The organism is Henriciella mobilis (assembly GCF_003576315.1).
GTDB classification, from domain to species: Bacteria; Pseudomonadota; Alphaproteobacteria; order Caulobacterales; family Hyphomonadaceae; genus Henriciella; species Henriciella mobilis.
In genome coordinates this window covers 211,480-225,509 of record NZ_QWFZ01000006.1, presented here as the reverse complement: position 1 = coordinate 225,509, position 14,030 = coordinate 211,480, and the positions used below count along the sequence as shown (strand labels likewise).

The window sequence follows — 14,030 nt, the reverse complement described above, 5'->3', positions numbered from 1 at the left end:
GTCCTGTTCCTGGCGGGAGACTAGCCGAACTTTCCGGTCCGGCCTAGGACGAACCGGTCAGATAGCCGCGAGCAGACTCTCGAACATGCCACGGCCATCTTCGCCGCCCTCATGGCCGCCAATGGCGCGCTCGGGATGGGGCATCAGCCCCAGGACCCGTCCATTCTCTGACAGGATACCTGCAATATCGCGGGCTGACCCATTCGGGTTGCCGGCATAGCGGAACGCCACGCGGCCTTCCCCTTCCAGCCGGTCCAACGTTTCCTCGTCCGCGACATAATTGCCGTCATGATGGGCGATCGGAACGCTGATTTCGTCCTTGCCCGCATAGGCGCTTGTGAAGGCCGTATTTGAGTTTTCGACCTTCAGCGCCTGCGGCTTGCAGACAAAGTCGAGGCCGGCATTCCGCAAGAGCGCACCTGGCAGCAGACGCGTCTCCGTCAGGACCTGGAAGCCGTTGCAGACGCCCAGCACATAGCCGCCACGCTCGGCATGACGCTTCAACGCAGAAATGACTGGTGAGTTGGCTGCCATAGCGCCGCAGCGCAGATAGTCGCCATAGGAGAACCCGCCAGGCACCATGATCAGGTCGGTCCCGTCAGGGATCTGCCCGTCCTTGTGCCAGACCATGACTGGCTCCTCGCCGGTCAGGCTCGCCAGTGCGACCTGAGCGTCACGATCACAATTCGAACCGGGGAAAACGATGACAGCGCTTTTCATGGCGCTCCATTAGCAGGGAGTCGGGGCCGAAGGGAACAAGCGATATCTGAAGCTTGTGCCGAATTTTCCGATTGCCATATTCGCCTGACCAGAGAATATGCTGGCCATTGGTTAAGGAGCGAAGCTCATGAAAAAGCTGATTCTGGTTTTTACCGCCCTGTTTGCCCTCCCGGTTCTGTCGGCCTGCAACACGATCAGCGGCATCGGCAAGGATGTCTCCGCCGCTGGCGATGTGGTCAGTGACACCGCGGAATCCACCAAGGACAAGATGGACTAGGCGCGCAGCCTGCCGGGCAGCCGCTCTGCCCGTCCAATCTGGCCTCTGGACCGCACCTCTGGCATAAGCCCGGGGATGAGTATTCGCGTTTCCGCCTTCTACAAGTTTACCCCGATCGCCGATCCGGGTGCCATCCGCGTACAGGTTGAAGCCGCGCTCATGGCCGCCGGTGCGAAAGGCACGGTTCTGGTCGCCCGTGAGGGGATCAACGGCACCATTGCCGCAGAAGGCTCTGGCCTGAACAGCGCCATGGCAGCCCTCTGCGCCCTGCCGGGCTGCGCCGACCTCGAGTGGAAGGAAAGCCATGCCGAGGCGATGCCATTCTGGCGGCTGAAAGTCCGGCTCAAGCGCGAGATTGTCACGATGGGCGTGCCAGACACCGACCCGAACCAGCTGGTTGGAACCTATGTGGCGCCGGAAGACTGGAATGCCCTGATCAGCGATCCCGATACGGTGCTAATCGATACACGCAACGATTACGAATATGCGATCGGCACCTTCGACGGCGCCATCGACCCGGAAACCGAGACCTTCCGGGACTTTCCGGAGTGGTTTCGCAATTTTCGTCAACAGCTTGAAGAACAGGGCCGTACGCCAAGGATCGCCATGTTCTGCACCGGCGGCATCCGCTGCGAAAAGGCGACGAGTTTTGTGAAGGCCGAAGGGATTGATGAGGTCTACCATCTCAAGGGCGGCATCCTGAAATACCTGGAAACCATTCCAGAACCCGAAAGCAAATGGCGCGGCGAGTGCTTCGTCTTCGACCAGCGCGTCTCGGTCGGCCATGGCCTGGAACTCGGCAGCTACGATCTCTGCCATGGCTGCAAGCGGCCCGTCAGCCACGCCGACCGGTCAGATCCGCGTTTTGAGGAAGGCATCTGCTGCCCGGCCTGTCATGACCAGCTGACCGACGCGCAGCGCACCCGTTTCGCCGAGCGGCAGAAGCAGGTCGATCTCGCCCGGCAGCGCGGACAGGCGCATATCGGCCGGGCACCAGCCAAATCATCGAGCTGATGAGCCGCCCGGTTCTCTATTCCTTCCGCCGGTGCCCCTATGCCATGCGTGCCCGCCTCGCCATTGCCTCGGCGGGGCTGGAATGCCGTCTGCGCGAGGTGGTGCTGAGGGACAAGCCGACTGCAATGCTCGAGGCCTCACCTAAGGGCACGGTTCCCGTGCTTGTCCTGCCTGACGGGACGGTGATTGATGAGAGCCTTGACGTCATGCTCCACGCCCTGCGCACGAACGATCCTGAAAACTGGCTCAGTCCAGACTTGGGGACGCTCGAGGATATGCTCTCCCTGATTTCGGACAATGATTCTGGCTTCAAGCACCATCTCGACCGCTACAAATATGCAGCGCGCTATGAGGGGGCCGACTTCGAACACCACCGCGCGGAAGGCGGCGCCTTCCTTGAAGCGCTTGATACGCAGCTTGCCAGCCAGGCGCAGCTTTTTGGCGCCCGGATATCGCTCGCGGACGTTGCGATCATGCCCTTCGTGCGGCAGTTCGCGAATGCCGGCAGGGACTGGTTCGACGCCCAGCCGTGGCCACACCTGCAGCGCTGGCTCTCAGCGCACCTGGAGAGCCAACGCTTCAAGGCGATCATGCCAAAATTTCCTCAATGGAAACCGGGCGATGAGGAGCCTCTGTTCCCGAAAGCTGCCTGAATTCCGGCCTTAGCCTGCCAGCGCCTTGCGTACCGCATCCAGCGCGGCTTCGGCCTTGGCGCCGTCCGGGCCACCAGCCTGGGCCATGTCTGGCCGGCCGCCGCCGCCCTTGCCGCCGACTTCCGCAGCAGCCACGCGTACCAGGTCGACCGCCGACACCTTATCGGTCAGGTCTTCTGTCACGCCGACAGCCACAGCGGCCTTGCCGTCATTGACGCCGATAAACACGGCAATGCCGGACCCCATCTTTGCCTTGGCCTCATCGATGAGCCCGCGGAGGTCCTTGCCGCCAACGCCTTCAGCTACGCGCGCGATCAGTTTGTAGCCGCCGACCTCTTCAGGGCCAGCGGGCGCAGCTGATCCGCCGCCACCCATGGCGAGCTTGCGCTTGGCATCAGTCAGCTCCCGCTCCAGGGTGCGGCGCTCTTCGTTGAGCTGCGCGACCTTGCGGCCAACATCTTTCAGGGGAACCTTGAGCTGGTCGGCAAGGTCGAGCGCGACCTGCGCGCGTGCCTTCAGGAAGTCGAGCGCTTCGGCGCCCGTCGCCGCCTCTATCCGCCGGACACCAGCCGAGACACCGCCTTCGGAGGTGATCACGAAAGCGGCGATATCGCCGGTCCGGGCGACGTGCGTGCCGCCGCAGAGCTCGACCGAATATGGACGTGAACCATCTTCGAGCGGGCGTCCCATGGAAAGCACACGAACTTCGTCGCCATACTTCTCGCCGAACAGCGCCAGCGCCCCTGCCTCGATCGCCTCGTCCGGTGCCATCACCTCGATGCGCGCTTCGTCATTCTGACGGATTACGGCGTTGACCTGGTTTTCAATCGCCTCGAGTTCGGCCGGCGTGACCGGGCCGCCATGAGAGAAGTCGAAACGCAGCCGGTCCTCCTCGACGAGCGAGCCCTTCTGGGTAACGTGAGGACCGAGCACGCTACGCAGCGCGGCATGCAGCAGGTGCGTGGCCGAGTGGTTGGCGCGGATGCGCTGCCGGCGCTGTGCGGCGGCCTGCAAAGTTGCGCGGTCGCCGGGAGCAATCGAACCATCGGTCAGTTCGCCAACATGGACGTGCAGGTCGCCAGCGCGCTTCTGCACATCGCGGACAATGAAGCGGGCGCCGTTCTCAAAGTGGATTTCGCCATGGTCACCAGCCTGACCGCCACTTTCAGCATAGAAGGGGGTACGGTCGAAGACGAGTTCGCATTCGCCGCCGCTGCAGGAATCCTGCATGGCGCCAGCGCTGACGATGGCTTTCAGCGTACCCTGGCCTTCCGTGCCGGCATAGCCAAGGAATTCGGTCGGACCGGTCTTGTCACGCACGCGGAACCAGACGGCCTCGGAAGCTTTGTCGCCGGATCCGGACCAGGCTTCGCGCGCGGCCTTTTTCTGCTCGGCCATGGCGGCATCGAAGCCGGACTGGTCGACGCCCATGCCGCGGCCGCGCAGGATATCCTGCGTCAGGTCGAGCGGAAAACCGAACGTATCGTACAGCTTGAAGGCGGTTTCACCGGGCAGCTCGCTGCCTTCGCCGAGCCCCTCTGTCGCCTCTTCCAGCAGCGCCAGTCCGCGGCCGAGCGTGCGTTGAAAGCGGGCTTCTTCCTGTTCAAGAGCGGCTTCGATAGCCGGCTGGGCACGGTGCAGCTCAGGATAAGCATCGCCCATTTCGTCGGCCAGGGTCTGGACCAGCTTGTACATGGCCGGCTCGCGAGCGCCGAGAATGTGCCCGTGGCGCATGGCCCGGCGCATGATCCGGCGGAGCACATAGCCGCGGCCCTCATTCGATGGCGTCACGCCATCGGCGATCAGGAAGGCTGAGGTGCGAAGATGGTCGGCGATGACCCGGAAAGAGGCCAGGTGATCGCCTGCCGCCTTTGCCTTGTAGACATCCTCTTCCGCCGCAATCAGCTTCATGAAGAGGTCTGTCTCGTAATTGTTGTGCTTGCCCTGCAGGACGGCGGCCATCCGCTCCAGCCCCATACCAGTATCGATCGAGGGCTTGGGCAGGTCGACCCGCGAACCGCCTTGTTGCTGGTCGAACTGCATGAAGACCAGGTTCCATATCTCGATGAAACGGTCGCCATCCTCATCCGGCGATCCGGGCGGACCGCCGGGCACGCCGGGGCCGTGATCGAAAAAGATTTCCGAACATGGCCCGCAAGGACCGGTATCTCCCATCGACCAGAAATTATCCGAAGTGGGAATGCGGATGATGCGGTCGTCCGAGAGGCCGGCAACTTTCTTCCAGATCGCCGCAGCTTCATCGTCCTCAGCATAGACCGTGACGAGCAGCCGGTCTTTTGACAGGCCGAATTCCTTCGTCACCAGCTCCCAGGCGAAATCAATGGCGTCATCCTTGAAATAGTCACCGAAGGAGAAATTGCCGAGCATCTCGAAGAAAGTGTGATGGCGGGCGGTGTAACCGACATTGTCTAGATCGTTGTGCTTGCCGCCGGCTCGCACGCATTTCTGGGAACTGGTCGCACGCGGCGCGAACGGCGTTTCGGCGCCGGTGAAAATATTCTTGAACGGCACCATGCCGGCATTCACGAAAAGCAGGGTCGGATCATTGTCCGGCACGAGCGGCGCCGACGCCTTGCGCGTGTGGCCCTTGCTTTCGAAAAAGGAGAGGAAGGTTTCCCGAAGCTCGTTGACGCTTGTCATCCGTGTACCGTCTTTATCCGCCAGCGGGCCTGATTGCCCATGGGGCCTGCCATATCGTGGATGGCCAGCCCCCGCCTAAGGGCGATATAAAGGGTCACCTGCGGCGCGCCAAGCGTCTGGCCCGCCGCAAGGTCTGATCTACTGCAATTGATAAGAGAGCGGAAACGGGTTCTCAGCCTGTTTCGGCTTCGCCCGCATCGCCGTCGTCATCCTCATGTGCACCGTCCTCATTGAGAAGCACTTCGGACAACAGACCGGACTGCTTGCGGATCGCCGTTTCGATTTCGTCGGCAATATCGGGATTGTCTTTCAGGAACTGCCGTGTCTTCTCGCGACCCTGGCCGATCCGGTCATCCTTGTAGGAATACCAGGAACCGGATTTCTCTATGACCTCACACTTCACACCGAGATCGATGAGTTCGCCGGTCTTCGAAATGCCCTCACCGTAGATGATGTCGAACTCGACCTGCCGGAAAGGCGGAGCGACCTTGTTCTTGACCACCTTGACGCGCGTCTGGTTGCCGATCACTTCGTCACGATCCTTGATCGCGCCGATACGGCGGATATCCAGGCGGACCGAGGCATAGAATTTCAGCGCATTACCGCCGGTCGTGGTTTCCGGGCTGCCGAACATGACACCGATCTTCATGCGAATCTGGTTGATGAAGATCACCATGCATTTCGACTTTGAGATCGAGCCGGTCAGCTTGCGCAGCGCCTGGCTCATCAGGCGGGCCTGCAGACCAGGCAGAGAATCGCCCATCTCGCCTTCAATCTCGGCCCGCGGCGTCAGGGCCGCCACGGAGTCGATGACCAGCAGGTCGACAGCGCCCGAGCGCACCAGCGTGTCGGCGATCTCCAGCGCCTGCTCGCCAGTATCAGGCTGGGAAACGAGCAGATCGTCCAGGTCGACGCCAAGCTTGGCGGCATAGCTCGGATCAAGCGCGTGTTCCGCGTCAACGAAGGCGCAGACGCCGCCATCTTTCTGGGCTTCGGCAACCGCATGCAGCGACAGCGTCGTCTTGCCAGAGCTTTCAGGCCCGTAAATCTCGATGATGCGCCCGCGCGGCAGGCCGCCGATACCGAGCGCGATATCGAGCCCGAGCGATCCGGTCGACACCGACTCGATATCGGAGACTTTCTTGTCGCCGAGCCGCATGACCGATCCCTTGCCAAAGGAGCGTTCTATGTTCGACAGAGCGGTTTCGAGTGCTTTCTGCTTGTCCAAGCCGGACTCCTTGTCCACGAGTTGCAGTGCAGGTTTCGCCATGAGTCGTCTCCTTAGGTCCATATCTGACCCTGCAATGCAAGGCCGGCGTCACATCTGAGGAATGGTCTGTACCACAAATGTTCTCAAGAACAAAACAAAAACTTTTGCCCGTTCCTGCTGGCTTGCCCACAGCGTTGGCGAGGGCGTAGACTCCGGCTTCGAACCGCAGCAAGGAAACAAGATGATTGCGCCTGTCCGCTTCCCGTTTCTAGCAGCAGCAATGGCGATTGGCCAATTGCCAGCCCTTCCAGCCCTCGCGCAGGCAGCCCCGACCGACGAACAGGAAGCGCCGCCGACGACGCTCCCCTTCAGCCCGACAGTCCAGTCCGCACCACCCGAACGTCCGACCTATCCGCAAGTACGGCAACCCGCCCCGCCAGCAGACCCGCTATGCACAGAAATCGGGCAGATCATTCGCGCCGGCGTTGTTGCAAGCCGCTTTGCGTCGCTTTCGGCGGGCACCGCGCAAGGCAGCGTCATCGGCACTTATCCAGCCGGCAACGCGCTGCAATCGCTCGGCGCGGATTATTGCACCGTCGTGGTACCGGCGGCCGATCCCGCAACGGTCAGCTCCGCTTACAACCAGGTCACCTGCCAGCTCGGCATGGCCCATAGCGAAGTGCCTTATCTCAACGACTACCGTGACCAGCGGTCCGAAATCGCCGCTCGGCTCGGAGAATGCCCAGCCATGGCACAATGGACCGCGTCAGACCCTGGGGCGAGCCCTCTGGGCGCAGGCGCAGTCGATGAATCGCTGGTGTTCAGCCATCCGGACGTCGCTGTCGAGATCGTACTGCGTGCCACCCATCGCCAGCGTGTTGGCGAATGGCCGATGGACTACATGCGCAGCCTGTCACTGATTTTCCGCACGCCCAATCCCGACCGCCCGGCTGACGGCACGGCGCCAACCGCACCGGGGCCCCAGCCCTGAGTCTGGCCTCTTCCAAAAGCGGCGATTTGGACCCATTATGAGCCTCATGCTTACGCGTACCGGAAAAACCTCAGGCGAAGCCAAGATTCGCTATCTCGACGCCGATCTCGAAGTGATCAGCCCTGGCGATTACGTCACCTGTGCGGTCACGGGCCGAAAGATTCCGCTGCAGGCGCTGCGTTACTGGAGCGTGGATCACCAGGAAGCCTATGTCGACGCAGCGGCTGCCGCCAGCCGGATGATACCCGGCCAGAAATAGGCGGTGACCAGGCCGATGCGTTTTCCGCGCCTCTTGACCTTTCTTGCCCTGCTGCTGGCTACAGCTGCGCCTGCCGCCAATGGCGAGCCGATCACCACCGAAAGCCTGTCATGTTCGGGCATTGCCAAGCAGAGTGGCCTCATCCGCTGCAAGGGCCCTGCTGACCTGGAAATCGAGATTTCCGGACCGGACGGCGAACGCCTTCGCACCGTGCAGACCGACGAAGCCGGAGCTGTTCTGATCGGCCTGCGTCAGGATGAACCCTCGCCGCTGCGCCTAAAGCCGCTGGCGAGCGACATCCCCCCAATCAGCCTGACGATTGCCCCGCGCCAGGATGATTTCCGGCTGATCAATGGGTTCAATTGCGACAAGGTCGATGCACGTACAGACGCTCAGAAACAGCATGCCGCCGAAAGCTGGGTAAAGAAGCAGGCCGCCTTTGCAAGCTTCAACCCGGGCCCGCAATTGCGCGACGGCTTCGTCGAGCCGGTCGACGGTCCGGCCTCCTCGCCGTTCGGGCCGACGCGCAAATATATCGGCACCGGCGCCAATGGCGAGGCCTGTGAGAAGATCTCGGTGCATGAAGGGTACGACTTCGCCGTGCCAACCGGAACGCCGGTCTATGCACCAGCCGGCGGGCGCGTCGTGCTGGCCGATCCCGATCTCTATTATGAAGGCGGGACCGTCTTTCTGGACCATGGCGGCGGCCTTGTTTCGGTCTTCCTGCACCTCTCCGAAGTCACGGTGGAAGAAGGCCACGTGATCTCGCAGGGCGAACCGCTGGGGAAGACAGGCAATACCGGACGCACAACCGGGCCGCACCTCCACTGGGCCGTGAAGTGGCGCAATTCCGCCAGCGACAGCCGCGATGGAGACTTCTACATTGACCCGGCCCTGCTCCTGAACTGGGGACGGTAATCCGCCTCGCGGGCGACCGGCCCGGCAGATCCGATTCAGGTGACAGCTGGAACTTTCGGCCTAGTTCCCGGATTGAACGGGGTAATCCCTACCCCGCAAGACTGGAGGCAATTCATGTCCGCTGATACTTTCGCTGTAACCAAGATCGTCGGCACGTCGCCCACCTCGATCGAGGACGCCATTGACGGCGCGTTGACCACCGCCCGCAAGACGCTGCGCAATCTCGACTGGTTCGAAGTCGTCTCGACGCGCGGCTACATCAATGACGGCAAGGTGGCCTACTACCAGGTAACACTGGAGATCGGCTTTAAATACGAAGCGGCCAGCTAAGCGATCTCTTGCCCGCTGGGCCAGACGAGCGCAGTGTTCTGCCTCCTTGAGGAGGGAGAATACAATGAAAAACGTGATTGTCGGCCTGGGCGCCATCCTGGCGGCCGCCTGCGCTACAGCGCCCAGCCAGCAGGCTGAGACCACACCACCGCCCGGCTCTAACGAAATGCTCCGTGCGGGCATTTCAGGTCTGGACGGCTATGAGGTGATCATTTCCGACGTCGTCATCCCCGCTGGCGCTACGGTGCCACGCCACTACCACTCCGGCGAAGAGTTCGTGTATGTCATCTCGGGCTCGGCAATCCATGTCCAACAGGGCAAGCCGGACGTGGAGCTGAAGTCCGGTGATGCCTTCGTGATTGAACCCGAAGCCATTCACGCGCCGCGCGGCGGGCCAGACGGGGCGCGCGCCATCGTCTTTCGGCTCCATGTCGCTGACCAGCCAGAACGTATCCTTGTCGATGAAGCCGAGGCCCACCATCACGGCGAGGGTGCCGACCACCAGCACTGAACGAGGCTGATGACCCGCGCTGCAACCGGTAAGCAACAAGGCAAGCGCGTGGACGTTGGTTCAAATACGTAGCTTGCTAGGTGACTTCACCATGGGCGGTATCGATTTCAGTATAGACATGGCAGCGGCCGACATGCTGCTGCGCCTTGGGCTCGCGGCATTCTGTGGCCTGCTCATTGGCTTCGAGCGTGAGGCCCGAGACCGTCCGGCCGGGATGCGCACGCACATGCTGACCAGTCTGGCCGCTGCCCTTTTTGCCGTCATTGCGATTGAGATGATCGCGCGTTTCGGATCGGACTCCGCTGCAACGCAGCTTGATCCGGTCCGCGTGGTCGAAGCGGTGACGGCAGGCGTGGCCTTTCTCGCCGCCGGGACAATCATCCAGTCGCGCGGGTCCGTCAAAGGTCTGACGACGGGTGCCGGCATGTGGCTGGCGGGTGCCGTCGGACTTGCCAGCGGCGCGGGTTTCTACCTCGTCGCCGCGAGCGGGACTGTTCTCGCCCTGCTCATCCTGCTGCCCTTCAAATTCATGGAAGACCGGTTGTTTGATGAAGGGTCCGCAGACGACAGGCAACAGGACCGCCCTAAGGCTTGAGCAGCGTCGCGCCGACGGTCTTGCCACTTTCGATTGCCCGGTGCGCGTCGGCGGCACTCGCGAGATCGAAAGTCTGGCCGACCTGCGCCTTGATCGTTCCGGCGCGAAGGGCGCCAAACAAGGCCGCGGCCCCCTTTTTCAGACCTTCCTCGGTATTGACGAAATGGAACAGTCCGGGCCGGGTCATCACAAGAGACCCCCGCCTTGACAGTTCACCCGGCGCGATCGGATCGACGGCACCGGACGCGTTTCCGAAGGTCACGTACCAGCCGCGCGGCTTCAAACTGTCGAGAGACGCCTTGGCGGAGTCCTTGCCGACGCTGTCATAGCTGACATCAACGCCCTTGCCGCCGGTCAAGGCTCTCGCCCGGCCGGCAACATCCTCATGGGCGTATATAACATCCATCGCTCCGATTTCGCGGGCCTTTCCGGCCCTCTCTTCGGATGACGTCACGGCGATCACTCTCACCCCCAGAGACGTCGCCCAGGGTACCAGGATAGACCCCACGCCGCCGACGGGCGCCCAGACCAGCGCCGTTTCGCCCGGCTCAGGCCGGTAGACCTCGAACAGGAGCATCCACGCCGTGAGCCCCTTCAGGATCACCGCAGCGCCTTCTTCTTCGCTGACCCCGTCAGGCAGGACCAGCAGACGCGAGGCAGGACCGGTAAAGTGTGTCGCATAGGTGCCAGAACCAAGATAGGCGACCCTGTCGCCCGGCTTGACGTTTTCCACGCCCTCCCCGACGGCCTCGACCGTGCCGGCGGCTTCTGAACCGAGCGTGAATGGCATCTTCACCGGATAGAGGCCGGAGCGATGATACGTGTCGATGAAGTTGAGGCCGATCGCGCTCTGGCGTATCAGCGCCTCGCCCGGTCCGGGCTGGCGCGGCTCCATGGCAACCTTGGTCAAGACATCGGGGCCGCCGGTCTCGTTAATCTGAATGCAATATGCGTCGCTCATGGTTAATCACTCCCGGAATCATGATCTTGTAGCTGTGATGAGGAACATAGGGATGATCTGCGGAATAGACGAGGCCGGAAGAGGGCCGTGGGCCGGGCCGGTAACGGCCGCGGCGGTCATTCTTGATCCCGCGCAATCAGTTACAGGCCTTACAGATTCCAAGAAGCTGACCGAAGCGCGCCGCGAGGCACTCTATCCCGAAATAAAGGCCAAGGCCCTCGGCTATGGCATCGGCTGGGCAAGCCCTGACGAGATCGATGCCTTTAACATTCGCGAGGCGACTTTCCTCGCCATGCGCCGTGCCGTCGCCATTATGGGCCTGGTCCCTGAACTGATTCTTGTGGATGGAAACGCGCTGCCAGCGACACTGCCCTGCCCTGCCAAGGCCATCGTAAAGGGCGACCTCACGGAGCCGTCCATCTCTGCCGCCTCTATCCTGGCCAAGGTTGCGCGCGATCGCGCAATGGAAGAACTGGCAAACCGCTTTCCCGGCTACGGCCTTCGCCGCCACAAGGGATATGGCACCGCCGAGCATGCCGAAGCGCTGGAATCGCTCGGCCCCTGCAGCTGTCACCGCAAGAGCTTTGCGCCGGTCCAGAGAGTTCTGAAGGCCGCGTAGGCCTTGAATTGCCCCAGAAAATTCCGCGATTTCAACGAACGGCGTTAACGACTCATTAACCAAGTCAGCCGGACTCTCCGCCGATTGCCGGGAGGAGTTTGTCCGCAATGATCGTTTTCGGGGCCCACCCCTGGTTCGGAGAGACCGGACGCAAGTACAAGTTCAATGTGACGCTGACCGACAGAGGCATTCCGAACGGCGGCGGCATCTATATCTTTGTGCGCCGGCGTTTCGTCTTCTTCCTGGAGCCGCTCTATATTGGCAAGGCCACCAATCTGAAGAGCCGCATCATCGGACACGAACGCTGGGCCGAAGCCTGGTGGGACCGCGGCGCAACCGAGCGCCATATCCTAAAAATTTCCAATGCCCGTGAGCGGGCTCGTATAGAAGAAGACCTGATCCGCCACTACCAGCCGGTGATGAACGAAATGCTTGTCCCCCGAGGGCTCCATGACGCCCCGAATAACAAGCGCCTGGCAAAGGCGTGGCGGCGCAAGCGCTTCTGGAACAAATTCTGGTGGGGCAAGCCGCATATCGGCTAAATCAGGGGCGCCGGACGCCACGTAACCCCTCCACGGACGGTCTGTTTGTGCATACACTGCAAGAAACAGAACAATCCGGAGGAAGCTCAATATGGGCGACAGCATCTTCAATCTTGGAGACCTGCTCGATGCAGTCGGCGCAGTGCTCGGTCCAGACGATCCGGCGCTGATTCATGGTGACCGTGTGATCAGCTGGCCGCAGATGACGGCCCGCTCGAACAATGTCGCACGGAACCTGCGCGAACGCGGTGCCGAAACAGGCGACAAGGCCGGCTTCTACCTGCGCAACCAGCCCGAATACATGGAAGCGCTGGCCGCCTGCTTCAAAGGCCGTTTCACCCATGTGAACGTCAATTACCGCTATCTCGACGATGAGCTGCACTACATTTTCGACAATTCGGACGCAGCCATTGTCTTTTTCGACCGCGAGTTCCGCGAGAATGTCGAACGCGTGAAGGATCGCCTGCCGAAGGTAAAGTTCTGGGTCGAGATTGGCGGCGACGGGACCGACACACCAGACTTCGCGATCACCTACGAAACACTGGCGACAGAGGGCGATGGCGCGCCGCTTGAGATCGAGCGCTCCGATGACGACCTGATTTTCCTCTATACCGGCGGGACGACCGGCATGCCCAAGGGTGTCATGTGGTCCCACCGCATCTGGCGGGAATCTTCCCTTGAATCAATGCTCAAGATCTACGGATTCGCACCTGAATCCATGGAGCAGCACCTTGTTCTTGTCGACCAGATGGGCAAGCTGTCTCGCCAGCTTCCTGCCTGTCCGCTCATGCATGGGACCGGACTTTTCACGGCAATGGGCGCGATGATCGGCGGCGGCGCCATTGTGACCCTGGAAAACACAAAGCATTTCGACCCGGTCGAACTCTGGGAGACGGTTGACCGGCGCGGCGTCACCGCCATGGCGATTGTTGGCGATGCTTTCGCCAAGCCGATGTTACGCGTGCTCGACGAAGCCCCTGGAAAATATGATCTTTCTTCGGTCCAGACCATCACCAGCTCAGGCGTGATGTGGTCGATGGAAGTCAAGCGCGGCCTCATCCGACACATGCCACAGGTCGCCCTGATGGACAGTTTCGGCGCCTCCGAGGCTGTCGGATTCGGTATGTCGGTGACGACGGCGGACGGTGTCCAGCAGACCGCAAAGTTCGAGCTTGGCCAGAACTGCAAGGTTTTCACCGAAGACCGCAGAGAGGTGAAGCCCGGCTCCGGCGAGCCCGGTTTCATTGCACGAGGCGGGGCGGTACCGCTCGGCTACTACAAGGATCCGGAGAAGACCGCGAAGACTTTCTGGGAGGTCGATGGCGTGCGCTATGCGGTGCCCGGCGATTGGTGCACGGTCGAGGAAGACGGCACGATCACCCTACTTGGACGCGGCTCGAACTGTATCAATTCCGCCGGCGAGAAGATCTATCCGGAAGAGGTCGAGGAAGCGCTGAAGGGCCATGACGCGGTGCGCGACGCGCTTGTGGTGGGCCTGCCGGACGAGAAATGGGGCCAGGCGGTCACGGCGGTTGTGGAGCTGAATGACGGCGCCTCGGCCGATGAGGACACGCTGCGCGCCTTCGTGCAGACACAGCTTGCCCGTTACAAGGCGCCCAAGCGGATCCTGTTCAAGGACAGTCTCGGACGCGCGCCGAACGGCAAGGCGGACTACAAGGCGATCAAGGCCTATGCCGAAGAAAAGCTTGGTGTGTCCGCCTGAGCACGGGACGGATGTCTTTCCTCCGTCGGAAGTCTGCGCACCGATC

16 protein-coding genes are annotated in these 14,030 nt (G+C 61.8%); 12 read left to right on the top strand and 4 right to left on the bottom strand.

Going from position 1 to position 14,030, the window contains the following annotated elements; genetic code table 11:
* Nucleotides 1-57 precede the first annotated feature (57 nt).
* Nucleotides 58-720, bottom strand: coding sequence for a phosphoribosylformylglycinamidine synthase subunit PurQ (gene purQ, locus D1227_RS06135; RefSeq protein ID WP_119374696.1), 663 nt, complete (start codon nucleotides 718-720; stop codon nucleotides 58-60).
* A gap of 127 nt (nucleotides 721-847) precedes the next feature.
* Here purQ and D1227_RS06130 point away from each other — a divergent pair, with 127 nt between their 5' ends.
* From D1227_RS06130 to D1227_RS06120, 3 genes are all read left to right on the top strand, one after another.
* Nucleotides 848-997: an entericidin A/B family lipoprotein gene (locus tag D1227_RS06130; protein ID WP_119374695.1), complete on the top strand. Its 150-nt coding sequence runs from the start codon at nucleotides 848-850 to the stop codon at nucleotides 995-997.
* A 75-nt stretch (nucleotides 998-1,072) separates the two neighbouring features.
* A complete protein-coding gene (gene trhO / locus D1227_RS06125; RefSeq protein ID WP_119404209.1) occupies nucleotides 1,073-2,011 on the top strand; it encodes an oxygen-dependent tRNA uridine(34) hydroxylase TrhO in 939 nt (312 codons plus the stop codon).
* Nucleotides 2,011-2,664, top strand: coding sequence for a glutathione S-transferase (locus D1227_RS06120; protein WP_119404208.1), 654 nt, complete (start codon nucleotides 2,011-2,013; stop codon nucleotides 2,662-2,664). The genes trhO and D1227_RS06120 overlap by 1 nt, the downstream gene beginning before the upstream one ends.
* 9 nt (nucleotides 2,665-2,673) lie before the next feature.
* On the opposite strand, the gene alaS is transcribed toward D1227_RS06120, so the two are convergent.
* Together alaS and recA are read right to left on the bottom strand one after the other, a co-directional pair.
* Complete coding sequence (gene alaS / locus D1227_RS06115; RefSeq protein WP_119404207.1) at nucleotides 2,674-5,325, bottom strand: alanine--tRNA ligase; 2,652 nt, start codon at nucleotides 5,323-5,325, stop codon at nucleotides 2,674-2,676.
* A gap of 172 nt (nucleotides 5,326-5,497) precedes the next feature.
* On the bottom strand, nucleotides 5,498-6,595 hold the full coding sequence (gene recA / locus D1227_RS06110; protein ID WP_119374691.1) for a recombinase RecA: 1,098 nt from the start codon (nucleotides 6,593-6,595) through the stop codon (nucleotides 5,498-5,500).
* A gap of 181 nt (nucleotides 6,596-6,776) precedes the next feature.
* On the opposite strand from recA, the gene D1227_RS06105 reads away from it, so the two are divergent.
* The 6 genes from D1227_RS06105 (at nucleotide 6,777) to D1227_RS06080 (ending at nucleotide 10,139) form a co-directional block, all read left to right on the top strand.
* Nucleotides 6,777-7,526, top strand: coding sequence for a hypothetical protein (locus tag D1227_RS06105; RefSeq protein WP_147373268.1), 750 nt, complete (start codon nucleotides 6,777-6,779; stop codon nucleotides 7,524-7,526).
* A 37-nt stretch (nucleotides 7,527-7,563) separates the two neighbouring features.
* Nucleotides 7,564-7,785 (top strand): DUF2093 domain-containing protein, encoded by a 222-nt coding sequence (locus D1227_RS06100; RefSeq protein WP_119374689.1) that lies wholly within the window; start codon nucleotides 7,564-7,566, stop codon nucleotides 7,783-7,785.
* A 3-nt stretch (nucleotides 7,786-7,788) separates the two neighbouring features.
* Complete coding sequence (locus D1227_RS06095) at nucleotides 7,789-8,703, top strand: M23 family metallopeptidase (protein WP_233352886.1); 915 nt, start codon at nucleotides 7,789-7,791, stop codon at nucleotides 8,701-8,703.
* A 114-nt stretch (nucleotides 8,704-8,817) separates the two neighbouring features.
* Nucleotides 8,818-9,033, top strand: a complete 216-nt coding sequence (locus tag D1227_RS06090) for a dodecin (protein ID WP_119374687.1) — start codon at nucleotides 8,818-8,820, stop codon at nucleotides 9,031-9,033.
* A 64-nt stretch (nucleotides 9,034-9,097) separates the two neighbouring features.
* On the top strand, nucleotides 9,098-9,544 hold the full coding sequence (locus D1227_RS06085) for a cupin domain-containing protein (protein WP_119404204.1): 447 nt from the start codon (nucleotides 9,098-9,100) through the stop codon (nucleotides 9,542-9,544).
* A gap of 91 nt (nucleotides 9,545-9,635) precedes the next feature.
* Entirely contained in the window at nucleotides 9,636-10,139 is a 504-nt protein-coding gene (locus tag D1227_RS06080; protein ID WP_119404203.1) for an MgtC/SapB family protein, read from the top strand.
* Here D1227_RS06080 and D1227_RS06075 read toward each other — a convergent pair.
* Nucleotides 10,129-11,100: a quinone oxidoreductase family protein gene (locus D1227_RS06075; protein WP_119404202.1), complete on the bottom strand. Its 972-nt coding sequence runs from the start codon at nucleotides 11,098-11,100 to the stop codon at nucleotides 10,129-10,131. The two genes, D1227_RS06080 and D1227_RS06075, sit on opposite strands and share 11 nt — an antisense overlap.
* A 52-nt stretch (nucleotides 11,101-11,152) precedes the next feature.
* On the opposite strand from D1227_RS06075, the gene rnhB reads away from it, so the two are divergent.
* From rnhB to D1227_RS06060, 3 genes are all read left to right on the top strand, one after another.
* Nucleotides 11,153-11,719, top strand: a complete 567-nt coding sequence (gene rnhB, locus D1227_RS06070; RefSeq protein WP_119404201.1) for a ribonuclease HII — start codon at nucleotides 11,153-11,155, stop codon at nucleotides 11,717-11,719.
* A 107-nt stretch (nucleotides 11,720-11,826) separates the two neighbouring features.
* Entirely contained in the window at nucleotides 11,827-12,261 is a 435-nt protein-coding gene (locus D1227_RS06065; RefSeq protein WP_119374682.1) for a GIY-YIG nuclease family protein, read from the top strand.
* A gap of 91 nt (nucleotides 12,262-12,352) precedes the next feature.
* Nucleotides 12,353-13,984 carry an acyl-CoA synthetase gene (locus D1227_RS06060; protein ID WP_119404200.1) on the top strand — a complete coding sequence of 544 codons (1,632 nt, stop codon included), beginning with the start codon at nucleotides 12,353-12,355 and terminating at the stop codon, nucleotides 13,982-13,984.
* The last annotated feature ends 46 nt before the right edge of the window (nucleotides 13,985-14,030 follow it).

Coding starts and splice junctions, on each gene's coding strand:
- purQ (WP_119374696.1), bottom strand. CDS start 720: ATGAAAAGCGCTGTCATCGTTTTCCCCGGTTCGAATTGTGATCGTGAC.
- D1227_RS06130 (WP_119374695.1), top strand. CDS start 848: ATGAAAAAGCTGATTCTGGTTTTTACCGCCCTGTTTGCCCTCCCGGTT.
- trhO (WP_119404209.1), top strand. CDS start 1,073: ATGAGTATTCGCGTTTCCGCCTTCTACAAGTTTACCCCGATCGCCGAT.
- D1227_RS06120 (WP_119404208.1), top strand. CDS start 2,011: ATGAGCCGCCCGGTTCTCTATTCCTTCCGCCGGTGCCCCTATGCCATG.
- alaS (WP_119404207.1), bottom strand. CDS start 5,325: ATGACAAGCGTCAACGAGCTTCGGGAAACCTTCCTCTCCTTTTTCGAA.
- recA (WP_119374691.1), bottom strand. CDS start 6,595: ATGGCGAAACCTGCACTGCAACTCGTGGACAAGGAGTCCGGCTTGGAC.
- D1227_RS06105 (WP_147373268.1), top strand. CDS start 6,777: ATGATTGCGCCTGTCCGCTTCCCGTTTCTAGCAGCAGCAATGGCGATT.
- D1227_RS06100 (WP_119374689.1), top strand. CDS start 7,564: ATGAGCCTCATGCTTACGCGTACCGGAAAAACCTCAGGCGAAGCCAAG.
- D1227_RS06090 (WP_119374687.1), top strand. CDS start 8,818: ATGTCCGCTGATACTTTCGCTGTAACCAAGATCGTCGGCACGTCGCCC.
- D1227_RS06085 (WP_119404204.1), top strand. CDS start 9,098: ATGAAAAACGTGATTGTCGGCCTGGGCGCCATCCTGGCGGCCGCCTGC.
- D1227_RS06080 (WP_119404203.1), top strand. CDS start 9,636: ATGGGCGGTATCGATTTCAGTATAGACATGGCAGCGGCCGACATGCTG.
- D1227_RS06075 (WP_119404202.1), bottom strand. CDS start 11,100: ATGAGCGACGCATATTGCATTCAGATTAACGAGACCGGCGGCCCCGAT.
- rnhB (WP_119404201.1), top strand. CDS start 11,153: ATGATCTGCGGAATAGACGAGGCCGGAAGAGGGCCGTGGGCCGGGCCG.
- D1227_RS06065 (WP_119374682.1), top strand. CDS start 11,827: ATGATCGTTTTCGGGGCCCACCCCTGGTTCGGAGAGACCGGACGCAAG.
- D1227_RS06060 (WP_119404200.1), top strand. CDS start 12,353: ATGGGCGACAGCATCTTCAATCTTGGAGACCTGCTCGATGCAGTCGGC.